This is a genomic window from Streptomyces thermocarboxydus (assembly GCF_024760485.1).
GTDB lineage: Bacteria > Actinomycetota > Actinomycetes > Streptomycetales > Streptomycetaceae > Streptomyces > Streptomyces cellulosae.
In genome coordinates this window covers 31,258-46,883 of record NZ_CP058273.1, presented here as the reverse complement: position 1 = coordinate 46,883, position 15,626 = coordinate 31,258, and the positions used below count along the sequence as shown (strand labels likewise).

The following is a 15,626-nucleotide window of genomic DNA, read 5'->3' as shown; positions in this document are numbered from 1 at the left end:
GAGTCCCGGAGGCTCCGCACGATCTCACGAGAAGGGCGATCCGCCATGGCAGCAGCACCCGTCATGCAACTGCCCGTCATCAGCGAATGCGCGGCCGAGGGCTGCGCCTACAACCACGACCACGCCTGCCACGCCGCGGCGATCACCGTCGGGGACCTCGACAGTCCCGTCTGCGACACGTTCATGGGCGCCGACCTCGAGGGCGGTGAACCGTCGACCACCGGCAGGGTCGGCGCGTGCAAGATGGCCGACTGCCGCCACAACGACGGACTCGAGTGCCACGCCCCGGCCATCACCGTGGGCTACGAGGACGAGCAGGTGGACTGCCTGACCTACGCACGGAAGTGAGACCAGCACGTCGGACCACGTGAGGCGCGTGAGCGAGCGGCCGTCCCCTCCGTACGACGGGCCGCCGTCGCGCACGCCTCCGGCAGAAGGGCTGTCGTCCGCCGAGGCCGCGCGCCTGCTGACACGCCACGGCCCGAACGCGCTCCCGGAGGAGCCGCGCACGCCCGTGTGGCGGCGGGTGCTGCAGCAACTGCGCGACCCGCTGATCCTCGTGCTGCTGGTGGCCGCGGTCCTCACGATCGCCACCGGCGACCTCTCCGACGCCGCCGTGATCCTCTTCGTCATCATGGTCAACACTACGGTGGGCGTCGTGCAGGAGGTCCGGGCGGAACAGGCCGTACGCGCCCTGTCGGCCCTGAGCGCACCGACCGCGAGAGTCGTACGCGACGGCGCGGAACGCTCCCTTCCTGCGGCCGAGGTGGTGCCCGGTGACGTCGTCCTGCTGGCCGAGGGCGACATCGTGCCCGCGGACGGCGACGTCGTGGCCGCGGCGGCCCTGCTGACGGACGAGTCCTCGCTGACGGGCGAGTCCGTGCCGGTGGAGAAGGCGCCGGGCGGGGATGCCGACGGCGATGCGTCGAGGGGCAGGGTGTCGGCGGGCACGGTCGTCGTCCACGGGCGGGGCCGGGCCGTCGTCACGGCCACGGGGTCCGACAGCGCGCTGGGCCGTATCGCGGGGCTGATGCGGACCGCGCCCGGCCCCACGCCGCTGCAGCGGAGGCTGGCCCAGTTCGGCCGCGTACTGGCGGCCGTGATCGTGGCGCTGTGCGCGCTGGTCCTGGCCCTGGGCCTGGTACGCGGACAGCCGGTGGAGCTGATGATCGTGGCCGCGATCAGCCTGGCGGTCGCCGCCGTCCCGGAGTCGCTGCCCGCCGTGGTCACGCTCGCGCTCGCATTGGGGGCGCGGCGGATGGCGGACCGGCACGCGATCGTGCGCCGGCTGCCGGCGGTGGAGACGCTGGGCTCGGTCACGGTGATCGCCACCGACAAGACGGGCACGTTGACCGAGGGCCGTATGGCGGCCGAACGGCTGTGGACGCCGGCCGGGGAGGCCACGGTGTCGGGCACCGGGTACGAGCCGAGGGGCCGGGTCGTCCGGGACGGCCGCACGGTGACGGCCGGCGACGCCCCCGACCTGGCGGCACTCCTGAGCACGGCGATGCTGTGCAACGACGCGGCGCTGGAGCCGTCACCGGACGGCCCGCAGGGGCAGGGGGAGTGGAAGGCACTGGGAGACCCCACCGAGGCGGCCCTGCTCGTGGCGGGAGCACGGCTCGGCCTGGAGCAGGCGGCGCTGCTGCGGGAGTGGCCGCGCATCGCGGAGATCCCGTTCGACAGCGGGCGTAAACGCATGACGACGGTCCACCGCGGGCCCGACGGGACGGTCAGGGTGGCGTGCAAGGGGGCGCCGGAGGCGTTGCTCCGTCCGTCGATCCTGGCGGACGGCCCGGACCTGCTCGCCCGGGCGGCGACCCAGGCGGAGAAGCTGGCGCGGGACGGCTACCGCGTACTCGCGGTGGCCACGGCCGACCACCCGGGCGCACAAGAACCCACCGGTACCTGGGAATCCGGCCTGACCCTGCTGGGCCTGGTCGGCATCCTGGACCCTCCGCGCACCGCGTCGGAGCCGACGATCACCGCGTGCAGGAACGCCGGCATCGTCCCCGTCCTCATCACCGGCGACCATCCGCTGACGGCACGGGCGGTGGCCACGCGCCTGGGCATCACCACGGGCCGGGACCACGAGATCACGACGGGGCAGCACATCCGGGAAGGCACCGCCGGCGCACTGACCGACGTCCGCGTGTACGCCCGCACCACGCCGGAGCAGAAGCTGGACATCGTCGAGGCCTGGCGGGGCGCCGGCCAGGTGGTGGCGATGACGGGCGACGGGGTCAACGACGGCCCGGCACTGCGCCGCGCCGACATCGGGGTCGCGATGGGGCGGCGCGGCACGGAGGTGGCCCGTCAGGCGGCCGACCTGGTCCTGGCCGACGACAACCCGGCCACGATCGTGTCGGCGGTCGAGGAGGGGCGCCGGGTGTACGACAACGTGCGCCGCTTCCTGCTCTACGGCCTGGCCGGCGGCATGGCCGAGATCGTGGTCATGCTCCTGGGTCCGTTCCTGGGCATGCCGCTGCCTCTGCTGCCGGCGCAGATCCTGTGGATCAACCTGCTGACGCACGGCCTGCCGGGCGTGGCCCTGGGCGCGGAGCCGGTCGCTCCCGAGGCGATGCGCCGCCCGCCCCGGCCGCCGGAGGAGAGCGTGCTGGGAGCGGGGCTGTGGCCTCGGGTCCTGCTCCTCGGGGCGTTCATCGCGGTGGTGACGCTGGTGGTCGGAGTCTGGGCGAAGGAGACGGACCGCCCCTGGCAGACGATGATCTTCCTGGTGCTGGGCGCGACCCAGATGGGAGTGGCCCTGGGCTCCCGTGTCCGCCCGGGCACACTGGCCAACCCCTTCCTCCTGGCGGCCGTGGGCACGGCCTTGGTCTTGCAGGTGGCCGGCGTGTACGTGCCGTTCCTGCAGGACCTGCTGGGCACGGAGCCGCTGTCGCCGGGTGACCTGGCGATCGCGTGCGCGCTGTCGGCGCTGGGTTATGCGGTGATGCGTGTGCAGAGGCGTTGGTGGCCGGAGCGTCACGGGGGCGTCACGCGGCCACGGAACGGGCCGTCACGGCACGCCTCCCGCGCGACGTGACCGGCCCGCGTTCCCCGACCCCCCTTGAGCGGTCCTGGCGATGCCGGGGCTGCTGATGACTGCTTACGACGCCAACCGGACCGCGGAGATGTCGAACTGAAGGCGCACCTTCTCGCTCACCATGGTGCCGCCCGCCTTGAGTCGCTGGTTGTAGACCAGACCCCACTCGGTGCGGTCGATCGTGGTGGTGCCGTCGAAGCCGGTCCGCTCGTAACCGAACGGATCCACGACCGAGCCGAGGTAGTCGAGCTGCAGTTCCACAGGCCGGGTGACGTCGCGGATGGTCAGATCCCCGGTCATGCGGAAGGTTTCCCCGCCCTCGTGGACGGTGGAGGTGCTCCGGAACACCATCTCCGGGTAACGGCGCACGTCGAAGAAGTCGCGGCCGACGAGGTGCGCGTCCCGTTGTTCCACGCCGGTGTCGACGCTGGCGACCCGGATGACGAGTTCGGCCCGCGACTGGGAGGGCCGCGCCCCGTCGAAGTAGAGCGTGCTGTCGTAGTCGGTGAAGGCGCCCCGAACCGTCGTCACCATGGCGTGCCGCACGGAGAATCCGATCCGGCTGTGCGGGCGATCGATGGTCCAGTGCCCGGTCAGGGCGCGCAGCGCGGGATCGAGCGCGGGCTCCGCGGCGGCGGTGCCGAAGGCCGGGGCCGGCTCGACGACGGCGGACTGGCGACGGCTGAAGATGTTCATGCTCTTGAGCCCTTTCTCATCTGATCGCTCGGTGCTGAGGTCGGCTGTGCGGCTGCGGGACCGACTCGATGCGGGGGGTGCTCTGCGGGATCAGCCCGGAACCGTGCCCTTCGGGACCACGGGGAGGCCAGGGCGGGACCGCAGCGCCCACGTCAGACGCCTCCGTGTGCGGTCTACTCCGGGGGCGTGGGGGTGTCGTGGGTGCGGTACATCGCCTGTACGTCCAGTTCCAGCTGGACGGTGGGGCCGACGACGGCGATGCCGCGGGCCAGCATGGAGCGCCAGTTGAGGGTGAAGTCCTCGCGGTGCAGTTCCGCCTTGGCGAGTGCCGCGCAGCGCAGTTCCTGGTCGTAGCCGCCGTTCACCGTTCCGAGGTAGGTGGTGTCGAGGCCGACGGACCGGCTGGTGCCGTGCATGGTGAGCGTGCCGTGCAGAGTCCACTTGGAGCCGCCGCGGTGAGCGAACCGGGTGCTGGTGAAGTCGATGTACGGGTAGCGCTCGACGTCCAGGAAGTCGGCGGAACGCAGGTGGTTGTCACGGGTGTTGTTGCCCGTGGTGATGCTGGAGGCGTCGATGCGCACCGAGACACGGGAGTCGTCCATGTTCGGCGCGATGCGGATACTGCCCTGGAAACGGGTGAACCGGCCGTGGACATGGGCCATGCCCACGTGCTTGGCGATGAACCGGATCGCGGTGTGCGGAGGGTCGAACAGCCAGGTGCCGGCTGTCGGAAGCTCCAGCTGGCGGGCGTGCTGGAGTGTGACACGCTCCGGCGCCAGGGCCACTCCGGCGGCGATGTCGAGGTTCTGGCGGGAGGGCGACAGGCCCTCGGCCATGGTCATCACGCTGTAGGAGCCCGGGGGCAGCGTCGCCATGAAGTATCCGTGGGGATCGGTGGTGCCATGGGTCACCACCCGGTGGCTGTCCAGCGCGGTCACGGTGACGTCGGCTCCGCCCAGGGGCTGTCCGAAGGGATCGACGACCTCGAAGCCGAACGCGCCCGCGGCAGGCGGCAAGGGGACCGAGAAGCTCGGTCCGGCACCGGAGCCACTGCGGGGGCGCCGCCGTCGGAGCAGGCCGAGAGCCATGGAGTTCACCTTTCTTCATGTGCATCCCCATCGCGCGGCCGGTCAACGGGTTGTGTTCGCGATCGTCAAGGATCACCGGCAACGGGTGGACGGACAGAGCGACGCGAGTCCATAGATGATCATAAAGTCGTCCGCGACCAGGTGACTCGCCCCACTGTCGACGCAGTTCAGCCTCTGGCTGGTCGATGTGGGTGCACAATTCAGCACATCGACGGGTCATATCCACCCGCCTCGGCCCTGCTGCTTTGCAGGCACGCTGTGGTGAAGGGCACAACAGATGACAGCGATATTCACAAGGCGTCCGCTGTTCCGTCACGGGCCTGACGCAGGAGGCGGGCAGCGCGTGAAGGCGCCGGCTGAGCAGGCATGGTGACAGGCGCGGCCGAGCCGGCCCTCGGGCCGCCTCGCGACGGCCCGAAAGATTGTCCACGACTGGGCCAGGCCTGCAGCTCGAACCAGCGCCATGGGGACGGGGTGGAGGACCGGACGGCGCGCCGGGCCGGTCCTCGACCCTCAACGCCCGGTCGTGGACGCCGCGGTGAACCAGCTGCGTCCGGAGGGTTTCGAGATCCGTTCCCGTCCGCACCTCGCCCGGTCCTGCCGGCGGGGCGTGCGGGCGAGCGGCTCGCTCTGCGGCTGGTAGCGGATGTGGCCCGGCGGCGGGGGGTCAACTGCTGCCCGGGCTGGGGGAGATGCGGGCGGCGAGGAGTGCGACGTCGTCCTCGAACGTACCGGCGCGGGCGCTGATGAGGGCGTCGACGAGGTCGGGGAGGGGTTCGCCGACACGGGTGGCTGCGATGCCGGCGGCTTCGGCCATACCGGCGTCGAGGGATGCGCCGCGCTGTTCGACCAGGCCGTCGGTGTGCAGCAGCACGGTGGTTCCAGCAGGGAGGTGCTGTTCGTGGTCGCGGCGGGGGATGTCGGGGTCGACGCCGAGCGGCAGGCCGGTGTCGGCGTGCAGGTAGGAGGCTTCGCGGCCCGGGGTGACCAGGAGAGGAGGAAGGTGGCCGGCGCTGGCCCATCGCAGGCGGCGGCCGGTGCCCTCGGGTTCGAGACGGGCGATGATGACGGTGGCCATCGGGCCGCCGTGCAGTTCGTGCAGGACGGTGTCCAGGCGGTGCAGGATGCGGCTGGGCGGTTGCTGCTGGTCGAAGGCGAGGACCCGGAGCATGTTGCTGATCCGGCTCATCGCTGCCGCGGCGGGGACGCCGTGCCCCATGACGTCGCCGAGCATCAGGCATGGCACGCGATCGGGGGTGCGGATGAAGTCGTACCAGTCACCCCCGACGCGCGGCGCCTCGGTGGACGGCTGGTAGTACGCGTGCAGCTCCAAGCCGTCCACATTCGGCTTCTGCGGCAGTAGGCGCCGCTGGAAATCCTCGATTCCCCGACACAGCCGCTCGTACAGGCGTGCGTTCTCGATCGCCACACCGGCCGCACTCGCCAGACCGGTGACGACGGCCTCGTCGTCGTCCGTGAACGCGCCGCCGTCGGCCTTGTCCGTCAGGTAAAGGTTCCCGTAGATCGTGTTGCGGACCCGGATGGGCACCCCCAGCAGGGTACGCATCCGCGGGTGGCCCTCGGGGAAGCCGGCGGCCTGGGGGTGGTTCGCCAGGTCCTGGACGCGCAGCGGCCGGGGGTCACGCACCAGGGTGCCGAGCAGACCGGTGCCGTGCGGGAGGGTGCCGCCGAGCCGGGCGGTCAGGTCCGCGCCGGCCCCGGATGTGATCAGGTCCGTGAACTCGCCGTCCGGCCCGAGGACGCCCAGGGCCCCGTAACGGGCGTCGACCAGGCGCCGCGCGGTGTCGGTGATCTTGTGCAGGACGAGGTTGAGGTCCAGCTCGCTGCTGATCAGAAGGACCGCGTTCAGCAGATCCTGCACCCGCCCGTGCGCTTGGGTGACCTGCTGAAGGTCCTGTGCCAGCTGGTCCATATTCTTCTCGTTCAGGCCGTTCGTCGGCGGGACGAAGTCGTCATGGCTCTTGTCCTGCGGGCTCATGCGCAGCTCCTTCCTTCGCATACGGGTGAAGCCCTGCCTGCTGCCTTCGCGAGAGCCCGGCCCGCACACGCCACCGCCCGGAACCGTGCCAAGGAGGGGGGCGGCTGCGGATCAGATCTCGCTGCACGGCGATGGGCGACCACGGCAAGATCAATCGCAGCGGTCATGGTCGGCGGCCCGCAGACCACGGCGAGCATCGCCGGACAATCGGTACTGGGTCTCCTCCGCCTTCTCGTGCCGGCGGCGGTCCGTGCCACCACTGATCTCCCGCGCTGCGGTGTCGACGGCGGGCCAGTCGCGGCAGTCGCCGTAGCGCAGCCACGCCCGGACCCTCACACGTCCGCCCCGCGTCAGGTGATCAGGTTCTCCGACACCCGGGAACAGGCCGTGACCACGGGGAGGCAGCCGGTCGACCCAGTCGTCGATCACGCATGTCTTTCCTCCTTGGCGACCAATGCCTTCCATGCACCACGCGGAGCAGCCGGCCCCTTCCACGCTGAAGGGTCATACGTCCCGTCGCGGCGAGCAGAGGGGTGTTCGGGTGGACGAAGGCCTGAACCTGGGGCAGCCACGCCATGTCGTGGGCCGCACCGACTGTGACGAGCGCGCCGCCCGCTCGGATCGTCCACAGCCTCGGCGGGAAGCGTTTCGATTGTGATGCCCCGATCCGCCGGCCAGGCCGCGATACTCCTGGACGGCCCAGGGAAACCGGCTCATCCGACCACCGCAGTCGGTGTGCCGACTCCCTGGGAACGCGGAGGAGCCACGCTCATGTGCACCAGTTTCCCCCACCATCCCTGGTGCAGCGACTCACTGCCTTATGTGGATCTCCGCCGCACCGCGGCTGTACGCGGAGATGGTCGCCGAGGACCGCCGGGGACGCTGACACACGCGCCAACAGAAGAGCCGGACTGCCTGCACAACGCGGGGACAGGACCGCACTCCGGGCCACCGCACGGAGCGTCACCGGCAACTCGCTCGCGAACTGTCGTGCTGCGTCACAGCGTCCCCGGTGCCCGCCTTGCCGCGCCGGCGTGTTTGAACCAGCGCTCCGCCGTCGCGGTGGCTCGAAGCGCCCCGGCGCATCCCTCGGTCGCCGAGCACGTGGCGGCCGGTTCCGTCGTCGCCGGACCCCGCACGTACGATCCACTCCGCTCGGTCCGCACGTCCGGGCCCTGACGGCTGTCGCACACGAGCTCGCCCCAGGGCGTCGCCTGAGCCCGGCCGCCGACTCGGGTCGGCGGCCGGGCGGAGGGCGTCAGGCCGTCACGGTCTCCGGCTCTGCCGCGTTACGGCGGGCCGGCTTGCCAAGCTCCTCCGTGGAGACCTTGTGGGTTTCGCGGGCCGAGAGCGCGGCGATCACCGGCGGGACGCACAGCGCCGCCGTGAACAGCGCCACCGCGAGCCAGTTGTCGCCGTCCGGACCCGCGATCTGCGCGGCGAAGGTGACCGCGAACCCGGCCACCGCGAAGCCGATCTGAGTGCCGATCGCCACGCCGGACAGCCTGACCCGGGTGGAGAACATCTCCCCGTAGAAGGCGGGCCACACACCGTTCGCGGCGCTGTAGACGACACCGAAGGCGACGATGCCGGTCAGGAACGTCAGCGGGTAGGAGCCGGTGGAGATCGCCCACAGGTACAGGAACATCGTCACCGCGCTGCCGACCGCGCCGATCAGGTACACCGGACGCCGGCCGATCCGGTCGGACAGCATCGCCCACAGCGGGATCGCGGCGAGCGCGGCGACGTTGGCGAGGGCGCCCACCCACAGCATCGCCGTACGGGACATGCCGACCGTGTCACTCGTGGCGTACGCCAGTGCCCACACCGTGAAGATCGTGCTGACCGAGGCGATGAGCGCGCCCGCGACCACCCGCAGGACGTCCGCCCAGTGATCGCGCGCCAGCACGGCCAGCGGCATCTTCGCGACACCCTCCGTGCCGGCCTGCTGGGCGAAGGCCGGCGTCTCGTCGAGCTTGCGGCGGATGACGTAGCCGACGATCGCGACCAGGACGCTCAGCCAGAACGGCACGCGCCAGCCCCAGGCCAGCAGGTGCTCCTCCGGGAGAGCGGCGACGGGCAGGAAGACCAGGGTGGCGAGCAGTTGGCCGCCCTGCGTGCCGCTGAGGGTGAAGCTGGTGAAGAAGCCGCGTTTGTGCGCCGGAGCGTGTTCCAGGGTCATGGAGTTGGCGCTGGCCTGCTCGCCGGCCGCTGATATGCCCTGCAGGACACGGCACAGGACCAGCAGGACCGGGGCCAGGGTGCCGACCTGGTCGCGGGTGGGCAGACAGCCGATGACGAAGGTCGACACGCCCATGAGGATCAGCGTGAACACCATGATCTTCTTGCGGCCCATACGGTCGCCGATGTGGCCGAGGAAGAACGCGCCGACCGGGCGGGCGGCGTACGCGACTCCGAAGGTGGCCAGTGACAGCAGGGTCGCGGTGGCCGGGTCGGACTCGTCGAAGAAGACGTCGGGAAAGATCAGCGCGGCCGCGCTGCCGTAGATGAAGAAGTCGTAGTACTCGAGCGCGCTGCCGATCCAGGCGGCGAGTGCCGCCTTCTTCGGCTGACCGGGCGGTGCGGCGTCGTGGGGCGCGGAGGCGGGGACTGACACGCCGTGCTCCTTCGGGGGACTCCACCGTAGGCGGAGAGAGCGGAGGGGTTGAGGCACGCTAATTAACCCACTGGGTAGTTAGTCGCGGCTGGGAAGGGATGTTGCGCGTAGGTTTCCCGCCTGTCAAGAGGTGCCGCCGCCCCCGCTGCCGGGCTGCTCAGACCGCCGTACGCTCCGCCGTCAGGTAGGCGATCACCATGTCGCCCAGCATCGCCCGGTAGTGTTCCCGCTGCTCCGGGGCGACCAGATCGCGGCCGAACAGGGCGCCGAAGGTGTGCCGGTTGGCGACGCGGAAGAAGCAGAAGGAGCTGATCATGGCGTGGAGGTCGACGGCGTCGACGTCGGCCCTGAAGAGGCCGGTGCGCTGCCCCTCCTCCAGGATGCGGCGGATCACGTCGAGTGCCGGGGAGCCGATGCTGGCCAGCATCTCCGAGGATGCGATGTGCGCGGCGTCGTGGATGTTCTCGATGCTGACCAGGCGGATGAAGTCGGGGTGCCGCTCGTGGTGGTCGAAGGTCAGTTCGGCCAGGCGCCGGATGGCGGCCACCGGGTCCAGGTGGTCGACGTCGAGTTCCTGCTCGGCCTCCCGGATCACGCCGTACGCCCGCTCCAGCACGGCCGTGAACAGTTGTTCCTTGCCGCCGAAGTAGTAGTAGATCATCCGTTTCGTGGTGCGGGTCTGTGCGGCGATCTCGTCGACACGGGCCCCGTCGTAGCCGGCCCGGGCGAACTCCCGCGTCGCGACGTCGAGGATCTCGGCCTGGGTGCGGGCGGCGTCGCGGGTGCGCGCGCCGGTTCGTGCCGGTTCGTCGACGCTGGTCATCAGGTTCCTTCGGCTGCGGGCGGGGCCTGCCGGTGATTGTAGAAGGCTCCTACTTCTTGCCTGCCTTCTTCCCGTCGGACGCAACCTCCTGCTATGACTAACGTACTGGTTCGTACATTAGCCGCTCGGATGCCAGCCGAGCCGTTCAGGAGGTCGTTCCCCGGTGGCCAAGGACTCGTATCTCGTCGGACTGATCGGTTCCGGCATCGGCCCGTCGCTCAGCCCCGCACTGCACGAGCGGGAGGCCGACCGGCAGGGTCTGCGCTACGTGTACCGGCTGATCGACATCGACGCCCTCGGCGTCCCGCCCACAGCAGTGGGCGACCTGCTGCGCGCCGCCCGGGACCTGGGCTTCGACGGCCTGAACATCACCCACCCGTGCAAGCAGCACGTCATCGGGCACCTGGACGCCCTCGCCCCGCAGGCGCAGGCGCTCGGAGCCGTCAACACCGTCGTCTTCGACGACGACGGCCGCACCACCGGCCACAACACCGATGTCACCGGCTTCGCCGCGTCCTTCGCCCGCGGACTGCCCGACGCACCCGTGGAGCGGATCGTGCAGCTCGGTGCGGGCGGCGCGGGCGCGGCCGTCGCCCACGCCACGCTCAACCTCGGCGCCGGCCACGTCACCGTCGTCGATGCCGTGCCCGACCGGGCCGCCGACCTCGCCGCCTCGCTGAACCGGCACTTCGGACACGGCCGCGCCGCCCACGCCGCCGCCGACCGGCTGCCCGGGCTGCTGACCACCGCCGACGGCATCGTCCACGCCACCCCCACCGGCATGGCCGCACACCCCGGGCTGCCGCTGCCCGCCGAACTGCTCCGTCCCGGGCTGTGGGTCGCCGATGTCGTCTACCGCCCACTGGAGACCGAACTGCTGCGCACCGCACGCGCCCGGGGCTGCAGGACGCTCGACGGCGGCGGCATGGCCGTCTTCCAGGCCGCGGACGCGTTCCAGCTGTTCACCGGGAGGGAAGCGGACGCCGCTCGGATGCTCGCCGACATCACCGACCTGACCGGCGCCGTGGGCGCGAAGTAGGAAGAGGCACCGACATGCGCACGTCCATCGCGACCGTCTCCCTCAGCGGCTCCCTCACCGAAAAGCTCACGGCCGCCTCCCGGGCCGGCTTCGACGGCGTCGAGATCTTCGAGAACGACCTGCTGGCCTCCTCCCTCACGCCTGAGGAGATCCGCGCCCGCTGCGCCGACCTCGGACTCACCATCGACCTCTACCAGCCCATGCGGGACGTCGAGGCACTGCCCGAGGAGGACTTCGCCCGCGCCCTGCGCCGCGCCCGGCACAAGTTCGAGCTGATGGGCAGGCTCGGCGCGGACACCGTCCTGGTGTGCTCCAGCGTCTCCCCGCAAGCCCTGGACGACGACGCCCTCGCCGCCGAGCAACTCGGCAGGCTGGCCGACCTGGCCCAGGACCACGGCATCCGCGTCGCCTATGAGGCGCTCGCATGGGGCCGGTACATCAACACCTACGACCATGCCTGGCGCGTCGTCGAGGCCGCCGGGCACCCTTCGCTCGGCACCTGCCTGGACAGCTTCCACATCCTGTCCCGGTACGGCGACCCGAAGGACATCGAGGGGATCGAGGACATCCCCGGCGACAAGATCTTCTTCCTCCAGCTGGCCGACGCCCCGCTGCTGGGAATGGACCTCCTGCAGTGGAGCCGCCACTACCGCTGCTTCCCCGGCCAGGGCGGCTTCGACCTCGCCGGACTGCTGCGGCACGTCCTGCGCGCCGGGTACACCGGGCCCCTCTCCCTGGAAGTCTTCAACGACGTCTTCCGGCAGTCCGACGCCGGGCCCACCGCCGTGGACGCCCGGCGCTCCCTGCTGGTCCTCCAGGAACAGGTCGGCATCGCCGCACCGCCGGCACCCACCACGCCCACCGGGGTCGCCTTCGCCGAACTGGTCACGCCCGACGCCGCCCCCGTCTCGGCCGTGCTCGGCGCGCTGGGCTTCGCCCGGACCGCACGGCACCGGGGCAAGCCCGTCGACCTGTGGCAGCGGGGCGACGCCCGCATCCTGGTCAACACCGGACCGGCCGAGCGCCGCGAGGGCACCCGGCTGGCCGCCGTCGGCCTGGAGACACCCGATCCCGGTGCCACGGCCCACCGCGCCGAGGCCCTGCTGGCACCGGTGCTGCCACGCCGCCGGAGCCCCGAGGACGCCCCACTGGAAGCGGTCGCCGCACCCGACGGCACGGAACTGTTCTTCTGCGCCACCGGACACCCCCGACTGCCCGACTGGCGAGCGGACTTCAGATATGTCGAGGGTGCGGGGCCGGCTCCCGACGATGACGCCCGGTGGCGCGTCGACCATCTCTCCCTCACCCAGCCCTGGCACCAGTTCGACGAAGCGGTGCTCTTCCACCGCGCCGTCCTCGGGCTGCGACCGCAGGAGAGCGTGGACGTCGCCGACCCCTACGGCCTGCTGCGCAGCCGCGCCGTCACCACCGACGACGGCGCCGTCCGCATCGTGCTGACCGTCGGCGCGGCACCCGTCGACGACACCGCGCACGCTCAGCACATCGCACTGGCCACCGACGACGTGGTCGGCGCCGCCCGCGCCTACCGTGCGGCCGGGGGCACACTGCTGCCGATCCCCGACAACTACTACGCCGACCTCGCGGCCCGCTTCGAGTTCGCCGACGGCGAGCTGGAGACGTACCAGGAGCTGGGCATCCTCTACGACCGCGACGCGCAGGGCACCTTCCGTCACTGCTACACGCACACCGTCGGCCGGGTCTTCTTCGAACTCGTCCAGCGGGATGGCGCCTACCGGGGCTACGGCGCCCCGAACGCACCGGTGCGGCTGGCCGCGCAACACGCGGCACGCGGATTCACCGGCGGCTGAAGACGCCGCTCACCGGGCGGTGATGGCATCCACCGGGCGCTCCGTATGCCCAGTCGGGCAGCCACGGTTGCGGGCCGGCCGGGCATCCATCGATGACCCCGGCCGGGGTCCGCGGGCGCACACCCCCGGGGGCGGGCCGCCGGCACCCTGGAGCACGGCCCGATCTGGTCGGACGAGCAGCACAGGTGGACGCGTCCGGCTCGGTCGCGGGCAGTACGGGGGTGCTCTCGCGGGTTCCTGTTTCCTCAGCCGGCCCAGCGACATCCGCTGGACCCAGCTGTATCGCCTGGAGCCTGCGTTCGACGCCGGTCCGGCCGGTCTCGCTTGTGCCGGCCGCACCGGCGCCTGGATGGCTCGAGTCTTGGGGGTGTCCGCCGGCCGCAGCACGTGTTGCGACTGCTGTCCGCGGCCTTGCCGAAGTTGGAGGCGCCGTCCCTGCGACTGGTCGACGTCGATGACTACGCGACGTGCCAGGGCTGCGTCCACGGCACGGCGGTGGTCGATTGCCGCACCCGTCGGCTGGTGGACCTGCTGCCGGGCCGGGAGGTATCCAGCCTGGCCGAGTGGCCGGCGAAGCGCCCGGGACCGAGGTGAGCAGCCGGGACCGGGCTCCGTTCTTCGCGAAAGGCGCCACGGCCGGAGCATCCCGGGCGGTCCAGGTCGCTGACCGGTGGCGAGAAGCCGTGGCTGATTCGATGCCGGGCCGACGTGGGGACGGGAGTGCTGCACGCCAGCAGCGACCGCTCGGTCCGGCGGGCCAGGCCGGGGCGTCCACGTCGGCGTGCGTCGGCCGGCCGCGAATCCGTGAAGGCACGCGCGCCGAATGCGCGGAAGCAGCAGGTTGCCGGGAGCCCTGTCCGCCTTCGACAGGCACGGCGCGTTCACCCGCTCCACGGCGACGCCACCCGGCATCATGGTGACGCCGATCGGGGCACTGGCTGCCCGGGGACGCGCCGAGTGCCCCGTCCGCCGCGTTCCCCGCACGGTGGCGGGCAGTCACCGACGTAATGTCAGGGCAACGGTCCGCGACGGGCAGGCGGCTTCTCCGCACGGTCGGAGACGGCACGGACGCGAGGAAGCCGGGACGAAGGTGATGCCATGATCGCGGTGTCCGGTGGGCGGCCCGGTCGTTGGCGGCGCACGGTGGCCGGTGCGGCGCAGGACCTCAACCCGGGCGCATTCGCTTTCGTCATGGCCACGGGCATCGTGTCCACCGCGCTGGCCGAACACGGCGCGACGGCCCCCTCGGCAGTCCTCCTGTGGATCGCGGCCGCGGGGTACGCGGTGCTGTGGGCGGGTTATCTGTGGCGCCTGGTATTCCGGTGGCAGGACGTGCGCACCGACCTCGCCGGGCCGCGCGGCTTCGCCTTCCTCACCATCGTCGCCAGCTCCGACGTGCTGGCCGGCCGGCTCGCTGTCGACCGGCACTACGTCGCCGCGGCCGCGCTGACCGTGGTGGGCGCGACCGGCTGGCTGGTGCTCGGCTACGGCGTGCCGATGCTGCTGATCTCCTCGGGACGCGGTGTGTCGCTGCGTCAGGTGAACGGAACCTGGTTCATCTGGGTGGTGGGCACGCAGTCCGTCGTCGTGGCCACCGCCGCCCTCGCCCCGCATACCTGGGGCCGGGCCCTGGCCGTTCTGGCCTCGGTATGCTGGGCCGTCGGACTGGTGCAGTACCTCCTGGTGGCTGCCCTGGCACTGGCCCGGCTCCTGCTGGAACCTGTCGAGCCGACGGAACTCGTCCCGCCCTACTGGGTGTTCATGGGTGCCGCCGCGATCAGCGTGCTGGCCGGTGCGAGACTCCTCCGAATCCCGGCCGCGGACACCCTGCTGCCCGGGACGTTCGTGCTGGGTGTTTCGGCCGTGGCGTGGTCGTTCTGCACCTGGCTGATCCCACTCCTGCTCGCCCTGGGTGTGTGGCGCCATGTGCTGCACCGCGTACCGCTGCACTACGAGACGAGCCTGTGGAGCATGGTCTTCCCGGTCGGCATGTACGGGGTGGCCAGCCGGGAACTGGGAGAGGCCGCAGGATGGGACTGGATGGCCGCGACCGGCGCCGGCGAGGCGTGGGTGGCGCTGGCCGTATGGTCGGCCGTCTTCGCCGGGATGCTCGCCTCACCGCTCACCGCGCTTCAACACTCCCGGAACCGGGGACAACAGAAGTGACCCGGGATCGACGAGCTGCTCGTGTCATGGGCTGGTTGCGGGGCCGGGCGGGCAACGCCGAGACATTCCGTTGCCGGTTCCGGACGCCCGCGCGAACGCTGTACTGAAACGCCCGCAGCGCGTGCGGCAGACCAGCGGGTAAGCGGCAGACGGGGAGTGCATGACAGGACGGCCGCGACAGCGGTGGTCCGGTCACACCACCCGAGGCCAACACGTCACACACCCGGCCCCTGGCCCACCCTCCGGCCATCCTCGAGCCACGACGCCCCCAGCCCTCCTGCACAGCACGGCCCGCCGAGCCTCGGGCAACGGCAACGGCAACG

General features: G+C 71.4%; 11 protein-coding genes. 5 read left to right on the top strand and 6 right to left on the bottom strand.

All coding sequences use genetic code 11. From position 1 onward, the window contains the following. Positions 1-45 precede the first annotated feature (45 nt). Both AY578_RS00195 and AY578_RS00190 read left to right on the top strand, forming a co-directional pair. Complete coding sequence (locus tag AY578_RS00195; protein ID WP_199781905.1) at positions 46-348, top strand: DUF1540 domain-containing protein; 303 nt, start codon at positions 46-48, stop codon at positions 346-348. A 28-nt stretch (positions 349-376) separates the two neighbouring features. Next, complete coding sequence (locus AY578_RS00190; protein WP_019522994.1) at positions 377-3,046, top strand: HAD-IC family P-type ATPase; 2,670 nt, start codon at positions 377-379, stop codon at positions 3,044-3,046. Positions 3,047-3,109: 63 nt separating this feature from the next. Here AY578_RS00190 and AY578_RS00185 read toward each other — a convergent pair whose 3' ends face one another. The 6 genes from AY578_RS00185 to AY578_RS00160 all read right to left on the bottom strand — a co-directional run bounded on the left by AY578_RS00185 (position 3,110) and on the right by AY578_RS00160 (position 10,269). Next, positions 3,110-3,742 (bottom strand): YceI family protein, encoded by a 633-nt coding sequence (locus AY578_RS00185; RefSeq protein WP_019522993.1) that lies wholly within the window; start codon positions 3,740-3,742, stop codon positions 3,110-3,112. A 173-nt stretch (positions 3,743-3,915) separates the two neighbouring features. Beyond that, positions 3,916-4,830: a YceI family protein gene (locus AY578_RS00180; protein ID WP_026243540.1), complete on the bottom strand. Its 915-nt coding sequence runs from the start codon at positions 4,828-4,830 to the stop codon at positions 3,916-3,918. Positions 4,831-5,497: 667 nt separating this feature from the next. Further along, positions 5,498-6,829, bottom strand: coding sequence for a SpoIIE family protein phosphatase (locus tag AY578_RS00175; RefSeq protein ID WP_019522990.1), 1,332 nt, complete (start codon positions 6,827-6,829; stop codon positions 5,498-5,500). Positions 6,830-6,979: 150 nt separating this feature from the next. Beyond that, a complete protein-coding gene (locus tag AY578_RS00170) occupies positions 6,980-7,258 on the bottom strand; it encodes a hypothetical protein (protein ID WP_136237952.1) in 279 nt (92 codons plus the stop codon). 829 nt (positions 7,259-8,087) lie between these two features. Then, positions 8,088-9,446 carry an MFS transporter gene (locus AY578_RS00165; RefSeq protein ID WP_019522989.1) on the bottom strand — a complete coding sequence of 453 codons (1,359 nt, stop codon included), beginning with the start codon at positions 9,444-9,446 and terminating at the stop codon, positions 8,088-8,090. 157 nt (positions 9,447-9,603) lie between these two features. After that, positions 9,604-10,269, bottom strand: coding sequence for a TetR/AcrR family transcriptional regulator (locus AY578_RS00160; protein WP_028958937.1), 666 nt, complete (start codon positions 10,267-10,269; stop codon positions 9,604-9,606). 163 nt (positions 10,270-10,432) lie between these two features. Here AY578_RS00160 and AY578_RS00155 point away from each other — a divergent pair, with 163 nt between their 5' ends. From AY578_RS00155 to AY578_RS00145, 3 genes are all read left to right on the top strand, one after another. Continuing rightward, complete coding sequence (locus AY578_RS00155; protein ID WP_215187914.1) at positions 10,433-11,308, top strand: shikimate dehydrogenase; 876 nt, start codon at positions 10,433-10,435, stop codon at positions 11,306-11,308. A 14-nt stretch (positions 11,309-11,322) separates the two neighbouring features. Next, positions 11,323-13,137: a bifunctional sugar phosphate isomerase/epimerase/4-hydroxyphenylpyruvate dioxygenase family protein gene (locus tag AY578_RS00150; protein ID WP_215187913.1), complete on the top strand. Its 1,815-nt coding sequence runs from the start codon at positions 11,323-11,325 to the stop codon at positions 13,135-13,137. Positions 13,138-14,235: 1,098 nt separating this feature from the next. Next, positions 14,236-15,303 carry an SLAC1 family transporter gene (locus AY578_RS00145; RefSeq protein ID WP_019522984.1) on the top strand — a complete coding sequence of 356 codons (1,068 nt, stop codon included), beginning with the start codon at positions 14,236-14,238 and terminating at the stop codon, positions 15,301-15,303. Positions 15,304-15,626 lie beyond the last annotated feature (323 nt).

Coding starts and splice junctions, on each gene's coding strand:
- AY578_RS00195 (WP_199781905.1), top strand. CDS start 46: ATGGCAGCAGCACCCGTCATGCAACTGCCCGTCATCAGCGAATGCGCG.
- AY578_RS00185 (WP_019522993.1), bottom strand. CDS start 3,742: ATGAACATCTTCAGCCGTCGCCAGTCCGCCGTCGTCGAGCCGGCCCCG.
- AY578_RS00180 (WP_026243540.1), bottom strand. CDS start 4,830: ATGGCTCTCGGCCTGCTCCGACGGCGGCGCCCCCGCAGTGGCTCCGGT.
- AY578_RS00175 (WP_019522990.1), bottom strand. CDS start 6,829: ATGAGCCCGCAGGACAAGAGCCATGACGACTTCGTCCCGCCGACGAAC.
- AY578_RS00160 (WP_028958937.1), bottom strand. CDS start 10,269: ATGACCAGCGTCGACGAACCGGCACGAACCGGCGCGCGCACCCGCGAC.
- AY578_RS00150 (WP_215187913.1), top strand. CDS start 11,323: ATGCGCACGTCCATCGCGACCGTCTCCCTCAGCGGCTCCCTCACCGAA.
- AY578_RS00145 (WP_019522984.1), top strand. CDS start 14,236: ATGATCGCGGTGTCCGGTGGGCGGCCCGGTCGTTGGCGGCGCACGGTG.